Source organism: Bacillus sp. P4_E1 (genome assembly GCF_056401715.1).
On record NZ_JBFUIV010000018.1, the window covers coordinates 71971 to 98440 of the forward strand.

23 protein-coding genes are annotated in these 26470 nt (G+C 35.1%); 7 read left to right on the plus strand and 16 right to left on the minus strand.

The genetic code is table 11. The features are described from left to right. Window positions 1-63 precede the first annotated feature (63 nt). The 3 genes from AC1DS7_RS22040 to AC1DS7_RS22050 form a co-directional block, all read right to left on the minus strand. Window positions 64-498, minus strand: coding sequence for a DUF3920 family protein (locus AC1DS7_RS22040; RefSeq protein WP_215588604.1), 435 nt, complete (start codon window positions 496-498; stop codon window positions 64-66). 194 nt (window positions 499-692) lie between these two features. Next, a complete protein-coding gene (locus AC1DS7_RS22045; protein WP_002015987.1) occupies window positions 693-1892 on the minus strand; it encodes a cation:proton antiporter in 1200 nt (399 codons plus the stop codon). Next, window positions 1893-2390, minus strand: coding sequence for a cation:proton antiporter regulatory subunit (locus AC1DS7_RS22050; RefSeq protein ID WP_002015988.1), 498 nt, complete (start codon window positions 2388-2390; stop codon window positions 1893-1895). 409 nt (window positions 2391-2799) lie between these two features. Between AC1DS7_RS22050 and AC1DS7_RS22055 the strand changes: the two genes are divergently transcribed. The 3 genes from AC1DS7_RS22055 to AC1DS7_RS22065 all read left to right on the plus strand — a co-directional run bounded on the left by AC1DS7_RS22055 (window position 2800) and on the right by AC1DS7_RS22065 (window position 5707). Continuing rightward, the gene (locus AC1DS7_RS22055; RefSeq protein WP_215588605.1) at window positions 2800-4233 is read left to right on the plus strand and encodes an alanine/glycine:cation symporter family protein; all 1434 of its coding nucleotides are present in this window, start codon (window positions 2800-2802) and stop codon (window positions 4231-4233) included. Between the two features lie 295 nt (window positions 4234-4528). Further along, the gene (locus AC1DS7_RS22060; RefSeq protein WP_002034654.1) at window positions 4529-4969 is read left to right on the plus strand and encodes a Dps family protein; all 441 of its coding nucleotides are present in this window, start codon (window positions 4529-4531) and stop codon (window positions 4967-4969) included. A 540-nt stretch (window positions 4970-5509) separates the two neighbouring features. Further along, the gene (locus AC1DS7_RS22065) at window positions 5510-5707 is read left to right on the plus strand and encodes a hypothetical protein (protein ID WP_000656312.1); all 198 of its coding nucleotides are present in this window, start codon (window positions 5510-5512) and stop codon (window positions 5705-5707) included. Between the two features lie 105 nt (window positions 5708-5812). Here AC1DS7_RS22065 and AC1DS7_RS22070 read toward each other — a convergent pair whose 3' ends face one another. Together AC1DS7_RS22070 and AC1DS7_RS22075 are read right to left on the minus strand one after the other, a co-directional pair. Continuing rightward, a complete protein-coding gene (locus AC1DS7_RS22070; RefSeq protein WP_476999215.1) occupies window positions 5813-6316 on the minus strand; it encodes a DinB family protein in 504 nt (167 codons plus the stop codon). A 367-nt stretch (window positions 6317-6683) separates the two neighbouring features. Next, window positions 6684-7262, minus strand: a complete 579-nt coding sequence (locus tag AC1DS7_RS22075) for an LOG family protein (RefSeq protein ID WP_476999216.1) — start codon at window positions 7260-7262, stop codon at window positions 6684-6686. A gap of 73 nt (window positions 7263-7335) precedes the next feature. Here AC1DS7_RS22075 and AC1DS7_RS22080 point away from each other — a divergent pair, with 73 nt between their 5' ends. From AC1DS7_RS22080 to AC1DS7_RS22090, 3 genes are all read left to right on the plus strand, one after another. After that, window positions 7336-7659, plus strand: a complete 324-nt coding sequence (locus tag AC1DS7_RS22080; protein ID WP_002034656.1) for a MazG nucleotide pyrophosphohydrolase domain-containing protein — start codon at window positions 7336-7338, stop codon at window positions 7657-7659. A 53-nt stretch (window positions 7660-7712) separates the two neighbouring features. Next, entirely contained in the window at window positions 7713-8219 is a 507-nt protein-coding gene (locus AC1DS7_RS22085; protein WP_107887247.1) for a ferritin, read from the plus strand. Between the two features lie 147 nt (window positions 8220-8366). Next, window positions 8367-9536, plus strand: a complete 1170-nt coding sequence (locus AC1DS7_RS22090; protein WP_088293145.1) for a DUF418 domain-containing protein — start codon at window positions 8367-8369, stop codon at window positions 9534-9536. Window positions 9537-9579: 43 nt separating this feature from the next. Here the strand turns inward: AC1DS7_RS22090 and AC1DS7_RS22095 are convergent, their stop codons facing one another. From AC1DS7_RS22095 to AC1DS7_RS22110, 4 genes are all read right to left on the minus strand, one after another. Further along, a complete protein-coding gene (locus AC1DS7_RS22095) occupies window positions 9580-10761 on the minus strand; it encodes a NupC/NupG family nucleoside CNT transporter (protein WP_061690049.1) in 1182 nt (393 codons plus the stop codon). 352 nt (window positions 10762-11113) lie between these two features. Beyond that, window positions 11114-12295 carry a NupC/NupG family nucleoside CNT transporter gene (locus AC1DS7_RS22100; RefSeq protein WP_002089478.1) on the minus strand — a complete coding sequence of 394 codons (1182 nt, stop codon included), beginning with the start codon at window positions 12293-12295 and terminating at the stop codon, window positions 11114-11116. 299 nt (window positions 12296-12594) lie between these two features. Further along, window positions 12595-14037, minus strand: a complete 1443-nt coding sequence (locus AC1DS7_RS22105; RefSeq protein ID WP_033708503.1) for an alanine/glycine:cation symporter family protein — start codon at window positions 14035-14037, stop codon at window positions 12595-12597. A gap of 222 nt (window positions 14038-14259) precedes the next feature. After that, on the minus strand, window positions 14260-15690 hold the full coding sequence (locus AC1DS7_RS22110; protein WP_012261958.1) for an alanine/glycine:cation symporter family protein: 1431 nt from the start codon (window positions 15688-15690) through the stop codon (window positions 14260-14262). Between the two features lie 301 nt (window positions 15691-15991). Between AC1DS7_RS22110 and AC1DS7_RS22115 the strand changes: the two genes are divergently transcribed. Continuing rightward, on the plus strand, window positions 15992-16630 hold the full coding sequence (locus AC1DS7_RS22115) for an NAD(P)-dependent oxidoreductase (RefSeq protein ID WP_159147230.1): 639 nt from the start codon (window positions 15992-15994) through the stop codon (window positions 16628-16630). 44 nt (window positions 16631-16674) lie between these two features. Here AC1DS7_RS22115 and AC1DS7_RS22120 read toward each other — a convergent pair whose 3' ends face one another. The 7 genes from AC1DS7_RS22120 to AC1DS7_RS22150 form a co-directional block, all read right to left on the minus strand. After that, the gene (locus AC1DS7_RS22120) at window positions 16675-21102 is read right to left on the minus strand and encodes a putative mucin/carbohydrate-binding domain-containing protein (RefSeq protein ID WP_476999217.1); all 4428 of its coding nucleotides are present in this window, start codon (window positions 21100-21102) and stop codon (window positions 16675-16677) included. Window positions 21103-21625: 523 nt separating this feature from the next. Further along, on the minus strand, window positions 21626-22093 hold the full coding sequence (locus AC1DS7_RS22125) for a GNAT family N-acetyltransferase (RefSeq protein WP_002143693.1): 468 nt from the start codon (window positions 22091-22093) through the stop codon (window positions 21626-21628). Between the two features lie 45 nt (window positions 22094-22138). Next, window positions 22139-22444 carry a hypothetical protein gene (locus AC1DS7_RS22130; RefSeq protein WP_012261960.1) on the minus strand — a complete coding sequence of 102 codons (306 nt, stop codon included), beginning with the start codon at window positions 22442-22444 and terminating at the stop codon, window positions 22139-22141. Between the two features lie 17 nt (window positions 22445-22461). Then, window positions 22462-23079, minus strand: a complete 618-nt coding sequence (locus AC1DS7_RS22135; protein WP_002143694.1) for a DUF1361 domain-containing protein — start codon at window positions 23077-23079, stop codon at window positions 22462-22464. A gap of 148 nt (window positions 23080-23227) precedes the next feature. After that, window positions 23228-24166: a thioester domain-containing protein gene (locus tag AC1DS7_RS22140; protein WP_016102243.1), complete on the minus strand. Its 939-nt coding sequence runs from the start codon at window positions 24164-24166 to the stop codon at window positions 23228-23230. A gap of 123 nt (window positions 24167-24289) precedes the next feature. Beyond that, window positions 24290-25129, minus strand: coding sequence for an aldo/keto reductase (locus AC1DS7_RS22145; RefSeq protein ID WP_002068247.1), 840 nt, complete (start codon window positions 25127-25129; stop codon window positions 24290-24292). A 16-nt stretch (window positions 25130-25145) separates the two neighbouring features. Then, the gene (locus AC1DS7_RS22150) at window positions 25146-26309 is read right to left on the minus strand and encodes an MFS transporter (protein ID WP_195743483.1); all 1164 of its coding nucleotides are present in this window, start codon (window positions 26307-26309) and stop codon (window positions 25146-25148) included. Between the last annotated feature and the right edge of the window lie 161 nt (window positions 26310-26470).

The following is a 26470-nucleotide window of genomic DNA, read 5'->3' on the forward strand; positions in this document are numbered from 1 at the left end:
AGGTAAACTACTTATTTTTAATTAGCAATAAATAAAAGCACAGTGATTTTTCTCCACTATGCTTCAGATTAAATTTCTATTTTTATATTCATCTAGCTTCCTCTCCGCGAAATGCCTCGCATCTTTCTCAATCCATCTTTCTTCGTATAGTTCATTTCCAACATATAGTACATCGTCCTTATGCTGCATCGCATGCCTGAATTCATGCAATAGCGTTTTGAGCACTTGCTCATACTCTTCCCACATACAAACGAAAATTAATTGTTTTTCTTTATGATAAAAACCACCTACTGGGAATAAAAACTCCTCTTCTTCTTCTCCTAATGATAAAAGTACATGATTCGCATCACACGTATCACAAAAAATAACTGGCGTTGCACTTACTTCAATAAGAGAAAACAAATCATTTCTTAACTTTTTGATATCCCAAGGAAGCTCCGAATCCAACACATACCAATTCTCAACTTGTTGATATACATTTTGAAACTGGAGTTCCATTTCTCAATAATCCCCTTCCTAAACTCCCTTTTCCTATATGTATGCCACAATATGTAAAATATTAAACATATCCTTCTCTAACAAATAACAGCCAGTTATTAATTTCCCATAAAAAAAGGAATCTATTTAACTATAGATTCCTTCACGATAATACCTTATATAAAATCTGACCTTACACGTCAATTGTTTAAAATTTAGCTATTCTTTGTATCCCACTTAAAGATTTTATTTAAAAATTTATATACATTCTTTGACTCTTTGGTCAGAAGTGGACCTAAGATCGATAGTATAAGCACGTATAGTGCTGAGAATGGTTTCAGTACTGACATTAAACCACCGGCGATGCCAATATTAGCCATAATGATTGAGAATTCTCCTCTTGAAACGATTGTTAATCCAATATTTGTTGATGCTTTATGAGATAATCCAGCTTGTCGTCCCGCAATCATCCCTGCTACAAAGTTTCCGATTATCGTCAGAAGTACAGCACCTAACGTTAACCATATTGCTCCGCCCAATGAAAACGGATCGATACTTAATCCGAAACTGAAGAAGAAGATAGCTCCGAAGAAGTCTCTAAATGGAACAACAAGATGTTCAATTCGATCACTATGCTCTGTCTCAGAGAAAACTAACCCTAAAAGAAGTGCCCCGATTGCTTCTGCAACGTGAATTGTTTCTGAAAAACCTGCAATAAAGAACAACGAAGCAAATACTACAATAATGAAAATTTCATCCGAACTAATATTAAGCAATTTATTTAATAACGGCGTCGCCTTTCTAGCTACAATAAAGAATAGAAGCATATATCCTAAAGCAATTCCAATTGAGGTAAGAGCGCCTAGGAAGGAAGCATGATCCCCTAGAACTAAACCAGAGACAACTGATAAATATACAGCAAGGAATATATCTTCAAACATAATAATTCCTAAAATTAATTCGGTTTCATTATTACCAGTTCTTCTTAAATCAACTAATACCTTTGCAACGATAGCACTAGAAGAAATCGTAATAATACCCGCAATAATTAAGATTTCGAGTAACGGGAACCCCATTATAAATCCGTATAATAATCCTAGTGAAAAGTTAATCAAAATATAGATTGTTCCGCCAATCGCGATAGAACGTCCAGATTTAATTAGTTTTTTCATCGAAAACTCTAATCCCAGATAGAAAAGAAGGAACAGAACGCCAATCCTTCCAAGGAAGGATATCACACTTGCACTTTCAATAAATTTGAGATCGATAACACCTATTGTCGGCGCGTGCGGCCCTACTAACATGCCAAGAACAATTAGAAAAGGAATTACTGAGAATTTAAACTTTCCAGCGATTACCGCCGCAATTGCTACTAAAACTAAAGCTGTACCAACTTCAAAAATTAAAGTATCCATCTAGTCAGTCCCCCTATTCGAAAGTAATTCATTAATAATCTTTTTAATTTCTTCTCTCTCACCAGAAACTACAAGCATATCTCCTTCTTCAATCACCGTGTCTGGACCTGGATTAAATAGCTTTTTCATATTCTTTTTCATAACTGCAATTATTGTTACGCTATATGTTTTTCTTATTTCAAGATCACCAATTGTTTTTCCAATTGCTGGCGCTGCATTCTCCACTTTGAACCACTCAATTGCTAAACCTTCAAAGACCATCTCAACATTTTCTAGTGCCCTAGGCTTATATACCATCCCGCCTAATATTGCTGCAATTTGTCTTGCCTCTGAGTCGCGCAATGAAATGCTTGATAGACTTTCTTCATGGTCTGAATCGAAATGATACATTTCTCTACGTCCATCATCATGAATGACGATCACCATCTTTTCGTTACCTTTCGTAACGATTTGAAATTTATAACCAATACCCGGAAGTTCACTTTCTCTAATATTCATATTTAGCTCCTCCATAACTTCTTTATTTAAATTTTCTGTTTTTCTGTCTTTTGTTCATCCAATCAATTTTAGAAATTCTAACCATTCAGGATACCTATGACTTGGAAATCTTTTATTGTAATAATAAGTGGCTCCTAAAAAGATACTTAAAGATGTAATGATAAAAAATAAATTACTTCTTATTTTCAAACTCTTAAGACTTACTTTCAATAAAGATTCTTCTTTCAAATTATCCCCTCTTTTTCGCTTTAAATTTAGTTTTTTAAAATGTAAATAATTCTAAAAATATTACGATGTAACATAATCATAACACAAAACGCATTTAAGTAACATGATTTTTTAGAAAAATTGATTCTGGTATATTTTTTGCATATAATTTTCTTATTACGAAAAAAAGGAAGTGTATTATATGGTTGATATCTTTAGCAGATTCCTTGAAGTAACGAATAATATTTTGTGGTCATATATTCTTATTGCAATGCTAATCGGCTTCGGTCTTTATTTCTCTTTTAAATTAAAATTTGTCCAAATTACTCATTTCGGTGAAATGGTCAGTTTAATTAGTAAAGGGTTCAATCGAAAAGAAAAGAAAAAAGATAGCGTCTCTCCATTCCAAGCATTTTGCTTAAGTGCAGCTGCACGTATTGGTATCGGGAACTTAGCTGGTGTAGCACTAGCAATTTCAATGGGCGGACCTGGCGCAATATTTTGGATGTGGTTTATCGCCATTATCGGTGCAGCTACTAGTTTTGTAGAATGTACTCTCGCACAAATTTATAAAGTAAAAGACGGACGTGGATTCCGTGGTGGTCCTGCTTACTATATGGAAAAAGGCTTAAACAAGCGCTGGATGGGTATTTGGTTTTCACTTCTCATTACAGTTGCATACGGATTAATCTTCAACTCAGTACAAGCAAATACAGTAACAATAGCGTTTGAAAATGCTTTTGGACTAGAGCGAACTATCGTAGGAGCTGTATTGGCTTTATTAGTTGCTGTTATTATTTTTGGTGGTATTAAAAGCATTTCACGTATTACAGAATTGATTGTTCCTCCAATGGCAATCATTTATATCGGCGTAGCTGCTTTTGTCGTTATTAACAACTTCAATATGTTACCAAGCATTTTCATGGAAATATTTAACGGCGCATTTGGTTTAGACCAAGCTATCGCTGGTGGTATTGGAGCAGCAATCAAATTCGGAATTCAGCGCGGTTTATTCGCGACAGAAGCAGGTATGGGTAGCTCTCCTAACGCAGCTGCAACATCAGATGTATCTCATCCTGTAAAACAAGGACTTGTTCAAGCATTAGGTGTTTTCGTAGATACATTCTTAGTATGTACATCAACAGCATTTATCGTATTATGTTCTGGACTTTACAAAGGATCAAATTTACAAGGAATTGAATTAACACAACAAGCATTAAGTTCACAAATTGGATCGTGGGCTAGCACTTTCTTAGCGATTATTATTTTCCTATTCGCTTTCAGTTCTTTACTTGGAAACTACTATTATGGTGAAACAAATATCGCATTCATTAAAGAAAGCAAAACATGGCTAATGATTTATCGTGTTGCAGTTGTAGGAATGGTTTTCTTCGGATCAACCGCTGCCCTTCAAACAGTTTGGAGCTTAGCTGATTTATTCATGGGACTAATGGTACTCACAAACTTAATTGCCATCTCATTCCTTAGCAAATTTGCCTACTCAGCATTAGTAGACTATATAAAACAAAAGAAACAAGGAAAAGATCCTGTTTTCGTCGCGAGTTCTATCCCTGGCTTAAAAAATACAGAGTGTTGGGATGGGCAAGATTTAGAAGAGAAGAAACAAGCTATATAATAATTAAAAGCGGATGCGGCTCGTTCAGAATGTGAGGAGGATGGAGCTTTTGACGTAGAGGCGCTCTTTGCCTCGCAGGAAGAAGCGAAGCCACCGAACATTCTAGCCACTGGAGCTATATATCAAATAAAAAATCCCTATTACTTCACAGTAATAGGGATTTTTTATTTACAACAGTTCATAATTTGTTCAAATTAATTCCAGCAAAAGGGTTGATTTATACAAATTACTAGATTATAATAATTATAAATTAGTAATTCATATAAAATAATAACTCAAGAGGAGATTGATCATAATGAATACACAAGTAATCGAAGCATTAAACAAACAAGTAGCAAACTGGAGCGTTTTATTTACAAAACTACACAACTTCCATTGGTACGTAAAAGGACCTCAATTCTTCACACTACATGAAAAATTTGAAGAGCTTTACACAGAATCAGCTACTCACATCGATGAAATCGCAGAACGTATTTTAGCAATTGGCGGCAAACCAGTAGCAACAATGAAAGAATACTTAGAACTATCTTCTATTCAAGAAGCAGCTTACGGAGAAACTGCAGAAGGGATGGTCGAAGCAATCATGAAAGACTACGAAATGATGCTAACTGAACTGAAAAAAGGCATGGTAATCGCTCAAGAATCTGACGACGAAATGACATCTGACCTACTACTAGGCATCTACACAGAACTAGAAAAACACGCTTGGATGCTACGTGCATTCTTGAATCAATAATAGATTAAAAGCAGAAGCGGCTCGCTCAGAATCGCAGGACATTGGAGCTCTCGACCTTGAAGCGCTTTTTACTTCGAGCGAGAGAGCGAAATGACCGGAGATTCTAGCCGCTGGAGCTGGATATCATTTAAAGCGGAAGCGGCTCGTTCAGAGTCGCTTTTTTTCTATGGGGTTGTCATGCATATTAGTACATGAAATTTATATCAGCGATTTTCCAATTATATCGACTTACCGACAAATCACGACAATATTAGCCCCCCCCCTCTCCTCTACTTTTATCAATATATTACAATCCCTTTTATCCCGCATTAACGGGCAGTAAGATCCCCACCTCAAAATTCAGCGAAAGCAAAGAAGATGGGCGGTGGATCAACTGCCCATAAAAGCCCGATTGGTGAGGGCTAATAATCAGTGGGGGATGCCCCCACTGATTAAAGTTTCACTTTATGTTAAAATATAGGTAACACCCTTTAGTAAACTAGATCCAAAAAAGCTTTTCCATATTCATCATTTACTACTTAAATGGCGGGAGTGGTTCAGTTGAAAGACTACTTAATTAGAGCATTTTTTGCGTTAATAACAGTTGGGATTCTCTTACTTATAGCTAATATTTTCAATATACGTGTCGAGGTTAAAGACTATGCTTTCCTCGTTGTTGTAGCTATTGGTGGCGGTTGGGGTGGCTGGTACCTGTATAAAAAACAAAGTAATCAAAATGATAAAGGCATTCCGAAATAATATGGAATGCCTTTTTTCTCTAATACATAATTAAGCTTAAACCACTAATAAAAGCAGTCCCCAAAAACATCATACAACCCATATTCTATAGTAAATAAAAAGAATTCATTTTGAATATAGAAATAGTCCAAAATCTTGCATAACAGAGGTATGCCCCATTTGCCGCAACATTGTGGCTATATTCCCACGGTGATATGCTCCGTGGGTGACGACGTGTAGTATTGTTTCAGAAACCGTCGTATCCAGGAGCCCAGCATACGGATTATCAACCTCAAACACTTTTTCATAATCTTGTTGACTACTTAAAAGTTCTTTATATCGTTTAGATAATTCATAAAAACTAGTTTTCATTTCCTCAATATTTTTTGTTTCTAGCTGTTCTTTCAATTGGTCTGTGTGTACCATTGCATCACTCATACTTTTGCCAGAAATGATCTCGAGCCATGCTAAATCTGTGAGGTATATGTGAGACATTACTTTTGCCACCGAAGAAAAACCACTCTTAACTTCCTTATGGAAAATGTCTTGCGGTAGTTCTTTTAAGCGATTTAAAATAACTTCATTTGCCCATAAGTGGTAGTTATACATTTTTAATACAGAACGACCCATGCCCATTTCTCCTCCAAATTTCATTTTAATGATTAGATTATGATACATAGCTGCTTAAAAATTCCCAAAGGATTACATCTATAAAATTTATTCTGATTACGATTAAAAAAACCTCTATTAACTTCATAAAAACATTCGCCATCTTCCACAATCTGACCCTTTAACGGAACAATTCTATGTCACTCAATAATTCCTTACTCACCGTTTATTCAGATGTTCTTTTTTTAAGTCAGCAAAACATACCTCCATCTACTTCCCCTCTTCCAACGATTTCACATCTCGCTATCAATATATTTAACCAAATTAAAAACACATGTCTTTTTGCGATAAAAAGACATGTGTTTCCAAAATCCACTATAAAAATGTACTATGATAACTGCTTCCACTTTGTCCCCAAAACAGGACGCTCATAATTTTGTATTTCATGAATTAATTTATCTGCCGTCTCAGCTGAAACGATCAACTCTTTATTCGATGGGTTCATAAAGCCTTCTTCCGCTGCGCGATCAACCATTTGCAGAATTGGTCCGTAGAAGTCTTTAATATTTAATAAACCAACTGGCTTATCATGTATACCAATTTGTGACCAACATACAACTTCAAATAGCTCTTCAAATGTTCCGTATCCGCCTGGTAATGCAATGAAAGCATCCGCAAGCTCTGCCATTTTTGCTTTACGTTCGTGCATCGTTTCTACTTCAATTAATTCTGTTAATCCTGTATGAACGATTTCACCACGGAATAAACCACGCGGCATAACACCTGTTACACGTCCACCTAAACGAAGAACTTCGTTTGCTACTTCTCCCATTAATCCAACGCATGAACCGCCGTATACAAGCTCATAATCGTTCTCAACAAACATTTTCCCTAACTCTATTGCCTGCTCCTTAAATTCTGGTCTTTTCCCTAAATTTGAACCTGCAAACACACAAATCTTTCTCATTCCTACACCCCGAAACTATATATTGTTATGATACAATGGGTATTGTACAACATATTGAAGGGATGAGAAAGAAATGGATATCGTCGCATTTCAAAGATGGGTGGAGGAATTTTACGAAAAACGAAGCTGGTCACAGTACAACTCCTTTATTCGCTTAAATTTCTTAACTGAGGAAGTTGGGGAAGTTTCACGCGTTGTTCGCGCAATTGAAATCGGTCGTGATCGCCCTGATGAACAAACAAAAACACAAGAAGAGCTAAAACAAGAACTAAAAGAAGAACTTGGTGATGTACTATCTAATCTTATTATTCTTTCACAAAAATATGATTTGGATTTACAAGACATTATGGAAACACACGTCACAAAGCTTTCAAAAAGATTCGAAACATCTAAATGAGAACATTATCAATTGTGATATAATGTTCTTGTCAAAATAATAAGGGGGATTTTATGTTATCTAAAAAATTGCACGACGCACTAAATGAACAAATGAATTTTGAATTTTACTCTGCCCACGCTTATATGGCAATGGCTGCTTACTGTACAGCGGAAAGCTACGATGGATTCGCTAACTTTTTCCTTGTACAAGCTGAAGAAGAGCGTTTCCACGCAATGAAGCTTTACAACTACATTAATGACCGCGGCGAGCGCGCTATTATTACTGGATTTGATCATCCTAATAACGAATATGATTCTGTATTGAATGCTTTTGAAGTAGCACTTGAGCACGAGCGTGAAGTAACGAAGCGCATTTATCACTTATCTGATATCGCTTGGGATGAGCGTGAGCATGCAACAATTACATTCTTAAAATGGTTCGTCGATGAGCAAGTAGAAGAAGAATCTTCATTTGATAGCATCATCCAAAAATTAAAACGTATTACAAGCGATTCAAACGCATTATTTATGCTAGATGCTGAATTAGAGAAACGTACATTTACGCCTCCAGCTGAGTAGTATTCCAATCACCTTAATGAATGTATTAAGGTGATTTTTTATTTTCTCTTTAGCTTAAAATCACCTTAAATTTCCTCATATTTGACATAGTGCCAACTATAAAATGGTATTATTTTCAATATAAAATGATATAAAAGGAGAGAAAAAATGAATCAACGTGTAGAAGTTGTTGATGCAATGCGTGGTTTTGCTTTATTTGGTATTTTACTTGTTAATATAACATTAATTCAATTCGGGTTCTTCGCTAATGAAAAACCATCCTATATATTTGGCGGACTCGATAAAGGTGCTAATTGGTTTATTCAATTTTTTGGCACACAAAATTTCATTTCTTTATTCTCTTTTTTATTTGGTCTTAGCATTATTTTGTTACAAAAAAGCATTGTCGCAAAAGGAAAAAAGTTTTCCCCTACATATTTACGTCGTATTCTTATTCTTTTACTACTAGGTTTTATTCACGGCGTGCTCATTTGGTCAGGGGATATTTTATTCTCATATGGCCTCATCGGGATTTTCTTACTGATGTTTATAAACAGAAAGCCAAAAACATTATTAATTTGGGCAACTATTCTACTCGCACTCCTTACACTTATGACTTATTCAACTGACCCAAATACAAATGTTACTGATTTTGCTCCTTATATTGAAAAAGAACATAAAGTTCATGAGACTGGAAGCTATATGGATCATGTCAACTTTAGGTTAACTGAAAATCCTTTCGAATATATAGGCATTGACGGTTTCTTCGGATTAACCTTTATAACACTTTTCACACTCATTTTCCTATCTCCACTCTTCTTAATCGGTATGTACGTAGGAAAAAAAGGATGGTTATTTGAGATTGATAAGCATATCTCTGCTGTCAAAAAGGTCTGGATTCTTACTGGTATTTTCTCTTTTACAATCAAAACTTCAGCTATGTTCGTTAAACATCCTATTTTACTTATGTTACAAGACGGCCTTACACCAGTAACCATGACCTTCTTTTACGGAAGCACAATTATTTTATTATTCCATTACAAAAAAGCAACCCGTCTACTAACATATATGGCCAATATGGGAAAAATGTCGGTTAGTAATTACTTAGCCCAGTCTATTATCACAACAACAATTTTTTACGCATACGGCTTTGGCTTATTCGGTAAAATAGGATATTTCTTCGGTATTCTTTTAACGATTGGAATCTATACAATTCAATTATTTGTTAGCACATATTGGCTGCGAAAATATCGAATGGGTCCTGTTGAGTATATATGGAGGCTTGGAACTTATTTGGAGAAACCACAATTTAAAAGAGACTTAGATAGAGCAAGTTAAATAAAAAAGCAATGAGCCTACGCTCATTGCTTTTCTTAATTTATTAAAGCATAACCCCAACGATAATCGCTGATAATATACTTACTAACGTTGCACCGTATACAAGTTTTAATCCGAATGAAGATACAACGTTTGCTTGTTTGCCATCGATACTCTTCGTTGCACCTGCGATAATTCCGATTGATGAGAAATTCGCAAATGATACAAGGAAGATAGATAAAATACCTACTGTACGAGCTGATAAATCACCAGCTACTTTTCCAAGGTCAAGCATTGCAACGAATTCGTTCGTTACTAATTTCGTTGCCATAATTTGTCCTGCCGTTAGCATCTCTGATGTTGGAATACCCATTACGAATGCTAATGGTGAGAAAACATATCCTAAAATGCTTTGGAATGTGATTCCGAAAATTGAATCGAATACACCGTTAATTGCTGTAATTAATGCTACGAAACCGATTAACATTGCCGCTACTGTTACAGCGATAGAGAAACCAAGCATAATATATTCGCCTAACATTTCAAAGAATGTTTGTTTTTTATCTTCTTGTAATTCTAAAATGTCGTCTTCTTCTTTTACGTCATACGGATTAATAATATGAATGATAATAAATCCACTAAATAAGTTTAGTACAAGTGCTGTTACTACATATTTTGGATCAATCATCTTCATATAAGAACCAACGATTGACATCGAAACTGTTGACATTGATGATGCACAAAGTGTGTATAAACGATTTTTCGGTAATTTGCTTAATTGATCTTTTACTGTAATAAATACTTCACCTTGGCCGACAATTGCCGCTGCTACTGCATTATATGATTCAAGTTTTCCTAAACCGTTAATTTTACTTAATACGAAACCGACCGCACGAATGATAATCGGTAAAACTTTAATATGTTGTAAGATCCCGATTAATACTGCTAAGAAAATAATTGGTAATAATACCGTTAAGAAGAATGGTGCTTGTCCATCATTTGCTAGACCACCAAATACGAAATTAACCCCTGCTTCCGCAAATTTTAAAATAGCGCCAAATCCATCTGCAATCCCTTTTACTAATACAAATCCGACCTTTGTATTTAGTAAGAAATACGCAAGTACCAATTGAATGACAAGCATAAGTGCAATTGGTTTATATTTAATTTTCTTACGATCTGAACTGATAAGGAACCCTAGTACAAATACTACAAGTAAACCGACTAGAAACATTACGATTTTCATATGTGAATCCTCCACTTCTCCCACGAGTTATCGGTCGTATAACGTATAACGAATGACGTCTGACCATTGATGTTAAAAAAATTTAAAACCCCTAAATATTATTCAACTGTTTTCTAAAATCAGTAAGCGTTTACATAAATTGCAATTTATAAAAGGTAGCTTCTTCTCTCCTACCATACTTGAAAGTCTGAAATTGATACCACCTACAAATCAAATTGTAAGCGTTATCTAATCGAAATGCAATATAAATTTTAAAAGATTTTTATATGTTAATATATTCCTAACTAATTGGTTTTTTCATGCAAATTTACCATAAAAAATAGCCCTAGCTATAAGCTAGGGCCATCTTTGTTTATAACATAACACCAACGATAATCGCGGATAAAAGACTTACTAATGTCGCACCGTATACAAGTCGTAATCCGAATGATGAAACAACGTTTGATTGGTTTTCATCGATCCCTTTCGTTGCACCTGCAATAATTCCGATAGATGAGAAGTTCGCGAATGATACAAGGAATACAGAAAGAATACCAACTGTACGAGCTGATAAATCACCAGCTACTTTTCCTAGATCAAGCATCGCAACAAACTCGTTTGATACTAATTTTGTTGCCATAATTTGTCCCGCTGTTACCATTTCTGCTTGCGGGATACCCATTACGAATGCTAATGGAGAGAAAATATATCCTAAAATAGCTTGGAATGTAATACCGAACACTGAATCAAACAAGCTATTGATTGCTGTAATTAATGCTACGAAACCAAGTAACATTGCTGCTACCGTAATCGCAATCGTGAAACCAAGCATAATATATTCGCTTAACATTTCAAAGAATGACTGTTTTTTCTTATTTTCTAACTTCAGTGTATCTTCTTCTTCTGTAATATCGTACGGGTTAATAATATGAATGATAATGAAACCACTAAATAAATTTAATACAAGTGCTGTTACTACATATTTTGGTTCAATCATTTTCATATAAGAACCAACGATCGACATCGATACTGTCGACATGGAAGATGCACATAGTGTATATAAACGATGTTTTGGGATTTTACTTAATTGATCTTTTACTGTAATAAATACTTCTGCTTGCCCAACAATTGCGGCCGCTACTGCATTATATGATTCTAATTTTCCTAAACCATTTACTTTACTTAGCATAGTACCAATAGCACGAATAAATATCGGTAAAATTTTAAAGTGTTGCAGAATTCCGATTAACACTGCAAAGAATACGATTGGTAATAAAGCTGTTAAGAAGAATGAAACCTCTCCTTTATTAACAAGACCACCAAATACGAAAACGATTCCAGATTCCGCGTATCCAAGAAGCGCTCCAAATCCATCTGAAATTCCTTTTACTAAAATATAACCAATTGGCGTATTTAATAAGAAATACGTTAACGCTAGCTGAATAACAAGCATAATTGCGATTGGTTTATACTTGATCTTCTTACGATCAGAACTTATAAGAAAGCCGAGTACGAATACAACTAGTAGTCCTACAAGAAACATAACAAACTTCATTAATAAAATCCTCCATTTAACTCTTCATTAACGTTGAACGTCTGACTACTCAAAACAAGGAATAATCCGAACTTTCCATTTCTCCTCCAAAACCTTCAATTGGATATGAAAAACCATAAAATCTCTTGTCTCAAAGCCATTTTCCATTCTAACACAAATTATAACTCACATCCGCATTTTTCTTAAAAAAATACATTTTATTATAAAACACTCATTAATGTTCGTATTTTCCCTCTTCCTTTAGTTTATCACCATAAAAAAAACGAGCATCAAATTTCTCTGATGCTCGTTCCTTTTTATTATACAGCTTTTTCTTTATCTGCTACTGCTGGCTTGTCCCAGCACTCTGTATTGTTTAAACCCGGAATAGACTCCGCATAAAAGACAGGATCTTTTCCTTGTTTCTTTTGTTTTACGTAATCTGATAATGCCGCAAAAGCATACTTAGAAAGGAATACAATCGCCACTAAGTTAATAATAGCCATGATACCCATGAATAAATCTGCTAAGTCCCAAACAATTTGAATTGTTGCTACAGAACCTAACATAACCATACCAAGTACCGCGATTCGATAAACATTTAGTAAAACTTTACTTCCATTTAAAAACTCAATATTTGTTTCACCATAGTAGTAGTTACCTACTAATGAACTAAATGCAAACAAGAAGATTGCAACTGCTACAAATATAGAAGCCCACGGTCCGATATGTTGACTTAATGCTTGTTGCGTTAATTGAATTCCGTTTAAATCAGCCGCTCCAGGCACATCTGATAATAAAATGATAAATGCTGTACAACTACAAATTAATAATGTATCTGTAAATACCCCTAAAGTTTGAATGAAACCTTGTTTAACTGGGTGCGTTACGTTTGCAGTCGCAGCTGCGTTTGGCGCACTACCCATACCTGCTTCATTTGAGAATAATCCACGTTTTACCCCTAGTAAAATCGCAGCTCCTAATCCCCCGCCCACTACTTCTTTAATTCCGAAAGCATGTAAGAAAATTTCTTTAAATACATATGGAATTGCCGTAATGTTTGTTACAACAACGAATAATGCCACTGCTACATATATAATTGCCATTACTGGAACAATCATTTCAACCGCACGTGCAATACGTTTTACTCCGCCGAAGATAATGATTGCAAGTAAACCAGCCATAAACAGACCTACAAACTTACCATCTGTGTTAAATGCTCCATCAAAAGCCGCGGCTACTGTGTTTGACTGCACGGCGTTGAAAATTAATCCGAAACTAACTGTTATTAGAACAGAGAAGACAACTCCTAGCCAGCGTTTCTTTAAACCCTTTTCCATATAATACGCTGGACCACCGCGGAATGCGTTCCCATCTTTCACTTTATAAATTTGCGCTAATGTGCTCTCTACAAATGCAGAAGCACCCCCAATTACCGCGATTAACCACATCCAAAATACCGCTCCTGGTCCACCTGCTGAGATTGCGATAGCTACACCAGCTAAGTTACCAGTACCTACACGAGAAGCTGTACTCATACAAAATGCTTGGAATGACGATACACCACTTTTTTCTTTTTGCGCTTTTCTTGTTTTTGAACTCGCTCCATCCCCAAGTAAACGAATCATTTCTCCAAAGTAACGTATTTGAACAAACTTTACTCGGAAAGAAAAATAAAGCCCAAGTCCAATTAGCATTGCAATAATAATATATGACCAAAGAACATTATTTATATCCCCAATAACACTAGTTAAAAAATCCATCATTGCGTTCCCCCTCTTCATAACACTAAGAAGATTATATTCTAAAAACTTTTAACAATCAAGAATTTTCGACAAGAAATGTAAGGTTTTATAACATGAAAATGTTAACAATTATAACATCCGTATTTTTTATAAAAATTATATTAATCATCTTTTAGCCTTAATATCATTAATTACAACAAAAAAACGAGCATCGAATTCATCTCGATGCTCGCCTTTTTATTATACTGCTTTTTCTTTATCTGTTACCGCCGGCTTATCCCAACACTCTGTGTTCGTTAAACCAGGAATAGAATCTGCACTGAATACCGGATCTTTTCCTTGTTTCTTTTGTTTCACATAGTCCGCCAACGCAGCATACGCAAATCGGCCAAGAAGTGTAATCGCAATTAAGTTTGTGATTACCATTAGACCCATAAATAAGTCTGCCATATTCCATACAACTTGAAGCGTCGCAATAGAACCGAATAATACCATTCCCACTACCGCAATACGGTAAATCGTTAACCAAGTTTTACTTTGCTTAATAAACTCAATATTCGTTTCACCATAATAGTAGTTTCCTAGAAGTGAACTGAAAGCAAATAAGAAAATGATAATCGCTAAGAAGCTACTTGCCCATGGGCCAATTTGTGAACTTAATGCATTTTGCGTTAATTCAATACCTTCTAAATTTGTTGCTTTATATGCACCAGAACATAGTACGATAAACGCTGTTGATGTACATACTAAGAACGTATCTACTAAAACACCGATTGTTTGAATAAATCCTTGTTTCGCTGGATGCGTTACATCAGCTGTTGCAGCCGCGTTTGGCGCACTACCCATACCTGCTTCATTCGCAAATAATCCGCGCTGAATACCAAACTTCATTGCAGCACCGATACCGCCACCTACAGCTGAATCTAAACCAAATGCCCCTTTAAAGATTTCTGTAAACATATCCGGTATTAAATAATAATTTTTAATAACGACGAAAATTGCTACTGCAATATAAATAAGCGCCATTGGCGGAACGATCATTTCAGACATACGCGCAATACTTTTTACACCACCAAAAATAATAACCGCAACTAATACCGCTAACACAATCCCAACAACGTAACGCTCAATACCAAAAGCATTTTTAAATGCTAATGTAACTGTATTTGCTTGTACAGAGTTGAAAATTAATCCGTAAGTAATTGTAATTAGAATAGAGAACCAAATTCCCATCCAACGTTTATTTAAACCTTTTTCCATATAATAAGCAGGACCACCACGGAAGCCACTGCCATCTTTTATTTTATAAATTTGCGCAAGCGTACTTTCTACGAAACTTGAAGACGCCCCAATAATCGCAATAACCCACATCCAAAATACAGCTCCAGGTCCTCCCATAGAAATAGCTAGCGCTACACCAGCTAAGTTCCCGATACCAATACGAGCTGCTGAACTCATACAAAATGCTTGGAATGACGATACACTTCCCTTTTTACGTGTCTTTCCAGTTAATCCATCACTCATTAATCGAACCATTTCCCCTAAATGAGTAATTTGTACGAATTTCAATTTAATAGAAAAATAAAGACCTAAACCAATTAACATTGCAATAAGAATATATGACCAAAGAATTGTATTCGTTGACGAAACAAATTGCTCTAAAATATCCATACAATTAACCCCTCCTTTTCTCCATAAAACGAATTATATTTAAAAAACATTTAAAAATCAACATTTTTCGACAATTTACGCTTTTCCAAATGTTAGTGATTTATAACGTAACAATCTTTTTATGACTCTCCTCCCTCTAACTGTGCATACTAAAACAAAAAGTAAATCTACAAACTACCCCATTGACAAAAACACCAACCTGTAACTATAATGATTACATCAGGTTGTAACAAACCTTATTACAACAAATTCATTTACTTTCAGATATACACTTTAACAAAACACTTTGGAGGGATTTATTATGAAAATCGGAATCATCGGAGCAACTGGTAAAGCAGGAAGTCGTATTTTAAAAGAAGCATTAGATCGCGGACATGAAGTAACTGCAATCGTAAGAAGCGCTGCAAAAATTACAGAAGAAAATATAAAAGTTTTAGAGAAAGATGTATTCGCTCTGACATCTAATGACCTACAAGCATTTGACGTAGTTGTAAATGCATTCGGCGCTCCAGGAGGCGAAGAACACCTTCACGTAGATGCAGGAAATGTACTAATTGAAGCTATGAAAGGTGCGCCAAATACAAAATTACTTGTAGTTGGCGGCGCTGGAAGCTTATTTGTAGACGCAGAGAAAACAACACGCGTATTTGATACGCCAGGTTTCCCAAATGAATACCTTGCAACAGCTCAAAACCAAGGTAAAAACTTAGAAATCTTGCAACAAACTAAAGATATTACTTGGACATTCATCAGCCCTTCTGCACTATTCGCATTAGGAAAACGTACTGGTTCTTATACAGCTGGAAAAGACAACCTTCTTGTTAACTCAAAAGGTGATAGCTACGTAAGTTACGAAGATTTCGCAGTTGCAGCACTTGATGAAATCGAAAATCCAAAACACGTAAACGAACGCTTCACAGTAGTTTCTGAAGCTGAGTAATAGAAAAAAATGCGCGTAGATCCAATATCTACGCGCATTTTTTATTACAATATTCCCTTTACTAGTTCTAATCCACTTTGAGTGATTTTAAATGCAACTTCTGCTGAGGCTACTTGTTCTGCTAACTCATTCTTTTTATACCATTTCAGACGACTTGGTTCTGCATGATACACTTTTACAACATCCCCATACTCAAATGGAGTACCATTTACTTGTTCTGCAAAATTCTTTGAGGTTTCTTGACCGTCTGCTGATATATGCTTTTTCTCATTTCCATTTTGATCGTAAATCGCAAAACCTAAATACTGTTCATTCACAAAACGATAATGAATCACATCATTCGTAAATGTTGCATGTAATTTCTTTTCGTCATGATTTAACGTAACAATAGAACGTGTAACATTGGACACACCTTGATACACCAGGCTATCTCCATACGTCACTTCAATCGGTACTTCTGTTATTGTCTTATTCCCAAAACGATCTTTCGTCTCTACTTTTACTTTTTGCTCACCGAGTTTCATTGTGTCTGGTTTCTCTACAAATCCAATTACTTCTCCGTCTTTTACTTCAACAAAGTTTTTCACTTCTAACTTTTCAGCATCTGTTCCGATTACTACTTTTTGCTGTACTGCCTTTACTTCTTGTAGAGCTTCTATTCTTTCAAAACCTTTTTCTGTTACTTTAAAGAATAATTCTTTTTCTACTTTCGCCTTACCTTGACCAGTAAAGTTATTATTTTGATACCAATTAAATCGATCCGATTCTGCATGATACACTTTTACAACGTCACCGTATTCAAATTCTAAGCCGTTAATCGCTTTTGCAAACTCTTTCGTGTTTTCAACACCTTTTACAGTCGCTTTCTTCTTCTCTATTCCTTTTTGATCTAATAATGTAAATTCAAAGTACGTTTCTTCTTTAAAATAATGGTGCACCGGATTCGAATCAGCTGTCGTACTGAATTTTTTCTGATCATGTTGCAATGTTACAATCGATTTAATATCAGTACTATAATTTAGCCCTTTAAATACCAAGCTATCTCCATACGTTACTTCTAGTGATACTTCCGTTACTTCCTTATTCCCGAAACGATCTTTCGTTTCTACCTTTACTTTTTGTTCTCCGATTTTTGATGTATTTGGTTTCTCTACAAATCCAATTACTTCTCCGTCTTTTACTTCAACAAAGTTTTTCGCGTCTAACTTTTCAACTTCCGTTCCAATTTCTACTTTTTGCGGCACTGGTGTTACTTCCTGCTGAGCTGCCATTCTTTCGAAACCTTGTTCCGTAATTTTAAAGAATATTTCATGAACGCCATACTGTGCATCCACGAATTCATTCTTTTTGTACACTTTAAATCTATCAAATTCTCTTTGATATACTTTTACTATGTCGCCATATTCAAAAGCCATTCCATTGAATTGTTCTGCGAATGCTTTCGTATTTTCAGACGCTTTTACAGATACTGCTTTCTTCTCTTTTCCAACTTTATCGTATACAGCCATTTCCATATACTTCTCGTCTGCAAATGAAGTATGCATTTTACCTTCTGAATCTGTTGTACCGAATTTCTTCTCTTGATGATTTAACGTTACAACCGATTTAATGTTTGTTCCTCCGTAACTTGTACCAAAGAACATAATGCTATCACCGTAAATTACTTCTAATGACACTTCCGTCACTTGCTTATTTCCAAAACGATCTTTCGTTTCTACTTTTACTTTTTGTTCACCGATTTTTGATGTATTCGGTTTTTCTACAAAACCAATTACTTCTCCATCTTTTACTTCAACAAAGTTTTTCGCGTCTAACTTTTCAGTGTCTGTTCCGATTACTACTTTTTGCGGTACTGCTGTTACTTCTTGTAAACTTTCCAGCTTTTCAAAACCTTTTTCTGTAAGAGTAAAGAATCGGTCCTTTATAATCTTACCTTCACCTTGACCAGCTAACTCATTTCCTTTATACCAAGTCAACGTGTGCGGTTCTGCATTGTATACTTTCACTACATCCCCATATTCAAACGAGAGACCATTTAATTCTTTTATAAAGGATTCTGCATTTTCTACTCCCTTTACTTCTAGATGCTTTTTCTCTTTCCCGTCTTTATCATATAAAGCAAATTCAATGTACGTCTCATCCTTGAAGTATGTATGCACTGCACGGTTTGTTCCAGTTGCCGTAAATTTCTTCGCATCGTGCTGTAAAGTTACGACCGCTTTTAAGTTACCTATGTCTGTATAATTTAACCCTCGGAATACCAAGCTATCTCCATACGTAACTTCCAATGGAACTTCCGTTACTTTCTTATTTCCAAAACGATCTTTCGTCTCTACTTTTACTTTTTGTTCACCGATTTTTGATGTATTTGGTTTTTCTGCAAAACCACTCACTTCTCCATCTTTTACTTGTACGAAGTTTTTCGCTTCTAACTTTTCAGCATCTGTTCCGATTACTACTTTTTGCGGTACTGCTGTTACTTCTTGTAAACCATCTTTAAATTCGAACCCTTGCGGAGTGATTTGGAATAATTTTTCTTTTTTATTTTTAGCATTTCCTTGATCTACAAGTGCGTTATTTTGATACCACTTCAAACGGTCTGGTTCTGCATGGAATACTTTTACTACATCACCATATTCAAAATCCAATCCATTTAGTTCAAGCGCAAATCGTTTTCCATTTTCTTGCCCTTCTGCCGATACACTTTTCTTTTCAATCCCATTTCGATCATATACCGTTAAGCCCATATATTCTTCTTTTTCAAAACGGTAATGTATTTTATTATTAGTAAAGTTTACATTTAATTTTTTTTCATTGTGACGAAGCATCACTGTCGACATTACTTCATTTGAAAGTCCTTGAAAAATTATACTGTCACCATAAACTCCATTAACTTGGACAGGAATTGAATTTTTATTTCCTTTTTCATCCTCAATTTCTACTAACACTTCCTGTTTTCCACTCTCTAATTTAGGCCATACAATCTTACCTGTTACTTTTACATTCTCACCTAAATTTTGAACGAGCTTACTTGCTTCATTCTCATCAGACTCTGTACCAACTACAAGGTTTTGCACCTCATTAGCAGGTTCACCATACGGAACCTTATACGGTTCAACTTGCTTTTCACGAATATCATTACTATCTGTAGCTTTCCAGATTTCCTTCTCTAATTTAGGTAACTTTAATTTTTCTATTTTCTCTCTAATATCATTATTTGGCGTTAATCCCCATTCCTCAAAGAAAGGAATTAAATTTTGCCCTACCACTTTTGATGTCATATAAACAAACATTTGCTTTTTCTCTTCATCAGACGCGGGTATTTCACTCTGTGGTAACAAACGATAAGCTTGATGTAACCTAGGATAGAAATGTTCTCCATACACTATATTTAATTGCCAAAACATTGTAAGAGGATTAATGTCATCAATGATCCTTTCTGCTTTAGGCTTCTCTAAATATTCAAATGAGTTTTTATAGTGCTCATCCATTTCTAATCGGTTCCCTAACGCCTTTTGAACGGCTAATGAGTAAATATTTACTGTGACTTCGCTTACTTTAGACCACTTCCAAGGTGCTTGCTGATGTAAGTGTCCAACTTCATGCCATGGTCCCCATCCATCCTTTTCAAGCACTTCTATATCTAAAACTCTATTCATTGCGCTTGGAATATACCCTGTATGATAATTTGTCGCAAACATAAAGTCATCTTCAGGATTCCGTTTTTCAACAAACTGAACATAATGAGTTGGAGATTTTGCAACCCCAACACCGTCCTCAGATAATCCTGCCACTGCGTTTTCCAAACGAATAATCTTATCGTGTAATTTCATTAGCTCTGTTGGATCCGTATTCTTCATATATTCCTGCACAGAATCGTAAGTAGTAGTAATTAAGCTTCTCTCATCTTTTAATTCAACTGCATAAGGATCCTTATATTTTTTTAACATTTCATCCCAATCTTTTTTCGTATGCTTACCTAAAATAAACAAAGGGAAGTGGCTACCACCATTCGTAACTGAAGCTGTTACATTACCTTCGCTATTCATATTGTAAAAATATAAAATACCGCCTCTTGGGGATGAAATAACGTTTTTCCCTGGTTTTAAATCAAACTCTTCTGGACCCTTTTCATCATAAGATCTTGTTCCTATGAAAGCTTGAAGAGACTGCGTTCCTTTTATGTCGATTGTAATCTCTTCATTTGGCGCTGCATAAATTCCAGTCGGCTCATTAGCAGAAAGTTTCCAAGTAACTCTTAAACGGTTATTTTCTTCTTCCACGCTACCGTTCCCCGGCAACTGAAACGTTCTCTGCTCAAACTTATTCTCTTTAACCTCTTCTAAATTCCCACCCTTGTTCTCTTCCAAAGGCGCCGCATATCCTTTTGATGCTTCGAAAGCTACTGGTGATAATAATGTAGATATACATATGCCAGCTACTAATACCCTACTCGTCTTTTTCTTCGACATAATCTGTGTCCCCTATTCTTTTTGTAATGCAAACCACCATAGATATATTCATTTACTGCAAAATCAATCTATCTTTATACAACCATTTAAAATACACAACAAAACTTCGCTTACCAATACCACTTACCTTTATTCCCTATATGTATTCGCTTTCTTATATAACAAAAATTTTAAAGTCTAAAATTCCTCCTCATCTTTCTCTATGTTTTATGATGAGTTCTCCTTTTTTCATCGCGGGATAATGATAAGAAATACATTTTAATAGGTATTGTTGTCTATACATGAAAAATGTGTATAAAAATATCGTTTTTTTACAATTCATTCATAGGCATCCATCTATGGACAGTTTTTCCAAAGTGAATTGTACACGATTTCTTTCTTGTTAGATAGACATTTCAATTAGATTAATATTACAATTTCATGAATTTAATCCAAAAATCTTAATGTTTAGATTTCTAACTTTAATGCTATTTTAGAATAAAAAACCCGCCTGAAAGATACTAATCTTCCGGACAGGTTTTTATTAATCCAACATACGTTTCATTATAAATCCTTTTCCGTGTAACCACTCATCCTCAATTTCACCTGTTAAATGGAACCCAATTGATTCATATAATTTTTGCGCAAGTTTGTTTTCTGGATGTATGCTTAAATACATAACTTTGCAATTATATTCTGTTGTAAAATGCTCCATTAACAAACGCAATAATGGTTTTGCATACCCTTTTCCTTGGCATGCACTATCGATGACAAATTGATTTAAATATACAGCCTTTTCTTCTTCCTCAAACCAGCCATACATTGCATACCCAATAGGTATATCACCATCATACAGACCTACGGAAACCGCATCTTCTTTATATTTTGTTTCAGCATCAACTAAACAATTTTTAACTGTACTTTCAATAAATTTATGCTGCTGTTCTGTTACTTTTAAGTTAGCAATTTCATGCCGATTTTCTGTCGTTATTTCACAAATACGAAGTTTCATTTTTCATCTCTCTCTCTAATTTCTTGTTTCATTATACCGTACTGATCAAAACATTAATGCTGGCGATGTAAGAAATCCGAAGCATGCAAACAAGAACATATATTGTAGCAATACAAGAAAATATATTTTCCTCCATAATTTTCTTTCACTTGAATTTAACCTTTCAAAAAATATCCCCACTCGTTTTTCTAATATAATAATTTGATATATGTACACATTAAGTCCAAACGGTAAAAGGAAACTAAGCCCTCCCCACCACCAAGACTTTTCATACTTATACAGAAGGATCGCTATATAGACTTGTGAGATAAAAAGAAATAGAGCAATCGCTATAAGTACTATCGTTAACATTACAATATCTTTATCGATTATAATCCCCTCCTTTTTACATCTACAAATAACCACCAAACCGTACATTGTAAAAGCGTCAGCCATATAATGAAAAGTACCGAAGATCCATTCATTGCATATACAAACTGTCTTACTAAAGATAATGGCTCTGTAAATAAATGAATCGAATGGAAACGCAAAAACCTTCCAATAAATATCCCGATACTAGAAAGTAATATAAAAACAAAGAGCATACCTTTTCTCCATTTCGTCTGTAAAAGATTGTTCACTTGTTTCAGCATAAGAATGTAATAATAAATTGCGATTATGACTCCACTTGTTAATACAAAAAAGTTTTTCCACTCTTCCAGTACTAGCCCTTTTTTATAATTAAACTCATATATATTTAAATGAATTAAATCTGTTACTACATAAAACACATTCGGTGATAGTAGTATGAAAATAATATAAAATAGGCTACTCACCGGTATTTCACTTTTCTGTTTCACTTTAAATAATGGCAATAAAAAAGAAAGTTCTAGTGCTGCAAAGGCAAGGAACATATTCAAAATCATAAACGAGTATTTTATATCAAAAATAATTAAAATAGACAGGTAAATAAAAAAACTAATTCGCGCCTTTGAACGTTCATTCACGGTGTATCTCCCCTTATATATCGTAAATTATTTCTTAATTTTAACAGCATGTTGCAAAAACTATAATCTAGATACATTACAGCAACCTTACAAAAATGTAAGCATACAAAAAAAGCACTGGAACATACCAGTGCTTTTCTTTAATCTTTTATCTTTTATCTTGATTTGGTTTATGTGGTTCGTTTGGAGTATACGGTTTATTTGGTTTATTATCATGACCATTTGCTTTTTTCCAACTTACCGCCAACTCTGGACTTGTTTTTTCTTCACTACGCTCAAGTAATACAACTGCATTTTGAATTGTCGGTGTTCCTTTATGAGCAATCCCTTGTAATTTCGTTAAATTTCCTGATACTTTAAAGCTAAATCCACCCGCTGGTGTTTGTTTCGGAATTAAAATGCGGAATTTCTCTCCTACATTAAATTCAGTTTTCGCTTCGCCTTTTTCATTTGCAAATTTCGCGCCTTCTGGAGCACCTGTTGCTTGCACCTTATACGTTCCACTTTTCGCATTTGTTTCTACTGTATATAACCCTGTTTCAAAGAAATCATTTTTCAATACTGCTTGTTGTTCTTCTGATGGTACTACACTCATCGTAATTTCTTGTAGTTCTTCACTAGCGTTTGCTTTCGCAACGATATCTTTCGTTACTTTTTCTACATTTTTATTACGGAAATCTAAATCGTTAATATCAATTTGTTTTAACGCATTCCACACCGCAAGCTGCGTTGCGTAATGTGCCTCTCTCCAATCGGAAACACCTAATTCTTGTGGGCTCTTCTGTGGATACCCGTTTAATAGTACACGGTATACGTTAATATCTACTTTACCCATTTCAGGTAAATCTTGGCCGCTCGGAGATTTCAAATCTACATTTAAGCAAAAAGCAATTTTTCCATCTGCTGTTTTAATAAGCTCTGTTCGAATTGGTTTTTTCTTTGACTTACTATAACTCCAATCCATTTGATACTTCGTGTGATCCATAACCTCTGCGGATGCCTTTTGAAGTGGGAATAATAAGTTCGCAAATACAAATAAAACACTCAAAAAAGCGGCCATTAGCTTGAACGATCGTTTTATATTCATGTCTACAACCCCTTATAAAATAACAAATTTACTACTATGTATTATTTAGTTAGAAAAGTTTTTTATGCATAGACAAAACAAAAAAGAGTGCAAACTTTTTTGCACCCTTTGAACTTACCTCTATTAGAAATCAAAGTTATCAGGATCTGGACCAACGCGGTGGTTCTGATTTAAAGCATCAATCTTTTCCATATCTTCTTTTGTTAATTCGAAGTCGAATATATTAGCATTCGCAATAATACGCTGTTCTTTCGTTGATTTCGGAATCGTTACAACTTCATTTTGAAGATCCCAACGTAAAATGATTTGCGCTGTTGTTTTACCGTACTTATCAGCAACTTCTTGTAAAGTTTCATTATCTAATAATTGCCCTTGCATAAGTGGTGACCATGCTTCCATTTGGATTCCTTGTTCTTTACAGAAAGCTTGTAGTTCTTTCTGCGTTAAACGCGGGTGATACTCTACTTGGTTAATCATCGGCTTAATTTCCGCACCTTCCAGTACGTCTTTCAGATGATGGATTTGGAAGTTACTTACGCCAATTGCACGCACGCGTTCTTCTTTATAAAGTGTTTCTAACGCTCTCCACGAATCTTTATATTTCCCTTCAACAGGCCAATGGACAAGATATAAATCTAAATAATCTAGTTCTAATTTTTTTAAGCTCTCTTCGTATGCAGCAAGTGTCGTTTCATATCCTTGATCTGCGTTCCACACTTTTGAAGTAATGAATAAATCTTCTCGAGAAATTCCTGCTTCTTTTATACCAGCGCGAATGCCTTCTCCAACTGCTTTTTCATTTCCATAAATCGCAGCTGTATCAATGCTACGGTATCCTTCTTTAATGGCTACTTTCACAGCCTCTACAAGTTCCGGTCCATCTTCTACTTTAAATACACCTAAACCGAACCAAGGCATTTCCACACCGTTATGCAATGTTGTTTTACTTTGTAAATTTTTCATTATATTTTTCTCTCCTTTATTTTGCTTGATCTCTTTTTTCTAAGTTCATACTCCAAGCTGTTAAAATAACAGCGCCTACTACCATAATGCCGCCTACCCAAGCTGTATGAATTAATCCTAACGAGTTCGTTACAATACCGCCCAAATAAGCCCCAAGAGCAATTCCTGCGTTAAATGCTGCAATATTCATTGCTGATGCGATATCAACGGCACTCGGCACGAAACGCTCAGCCAATATAACGACATACACTTGTAGTCCTGGAACATTCATAAACGCGAATAGCCCCATAAAAATAATTGTGATAAGCCCCGCTACTTGAAACGGCGCTGTAAATGTTAATACGAATAATACAATTGCTTGAATAAAGAACATGTAAAATAGTGCACGAATTGGATTATGATTCGATAATTTTCCGCCGACCATATTCCCAATCGCAATTGCAATCCCGTACACTAACAAAATGATTGTAACGGTACTCGATTTAAATCCTGTTACTTCTTGTAATAGCGGAGATAAATACGTAAATGTTACGAATGTTCCTCCGTATCCTAATGCAGTAATGACGAAAACAAGTAAGAGTCTTCCGTTCGTGATAAGTTTGAATTGATCACGAAATGATACTCGTGTACCCTTTTTTAAGTTAGACGGAATTAACATGCTGTTTGCGACTAAGGCAATAATTCCAATGACCACAATCACCATAAAAGATGCTCTCCAGCCAAATTGTTGACCAATAAACGTTCCAATTGGTACACCTGTAATCGTCGCAACGGTTAAACCAGTAAACATAAATGCTATTGCACTAGCACGTTTATTCTCTGGTACAAGTGCAGCCGCAATTGTGGATCCGATCGACATAAAAACGCCATGTGCAAACGCAGAGACAACCCTCGCGATAAGTAACACAGTAAAACTTGTTGCTACCGCTGCAATCCCATTACCGATAATAAAGACAATCATAATCCACATTAATAATGTTTTTCGCGACATACTAGCAGTTAGCGAAGTTAAAACAGGAGCACCGAATGCTACCCCTAATGCATATAAAGAAACGGTTAAACCCGCTGTTGTAACAGAAACATGTAAATCTTCCGAAATAGATGGTAATAAACCGACACTAATAAATTCGGTTGTACCAATTCCAAACGCACTAATTGCTAGTGCTAATAAAGCAAACATACTTCTTCGATTCGTCTGTACCGCTGAAGAAGATACTGTATATGAATTCAATTGAACTCCTCCTTAATGCGAGAAATCCAATCATAATAGTGTGATAAAAAGGCCTTTTTATCTTCTACAAAAATAATGTTACTGCTGATATATGCTATTATGAATGGCTT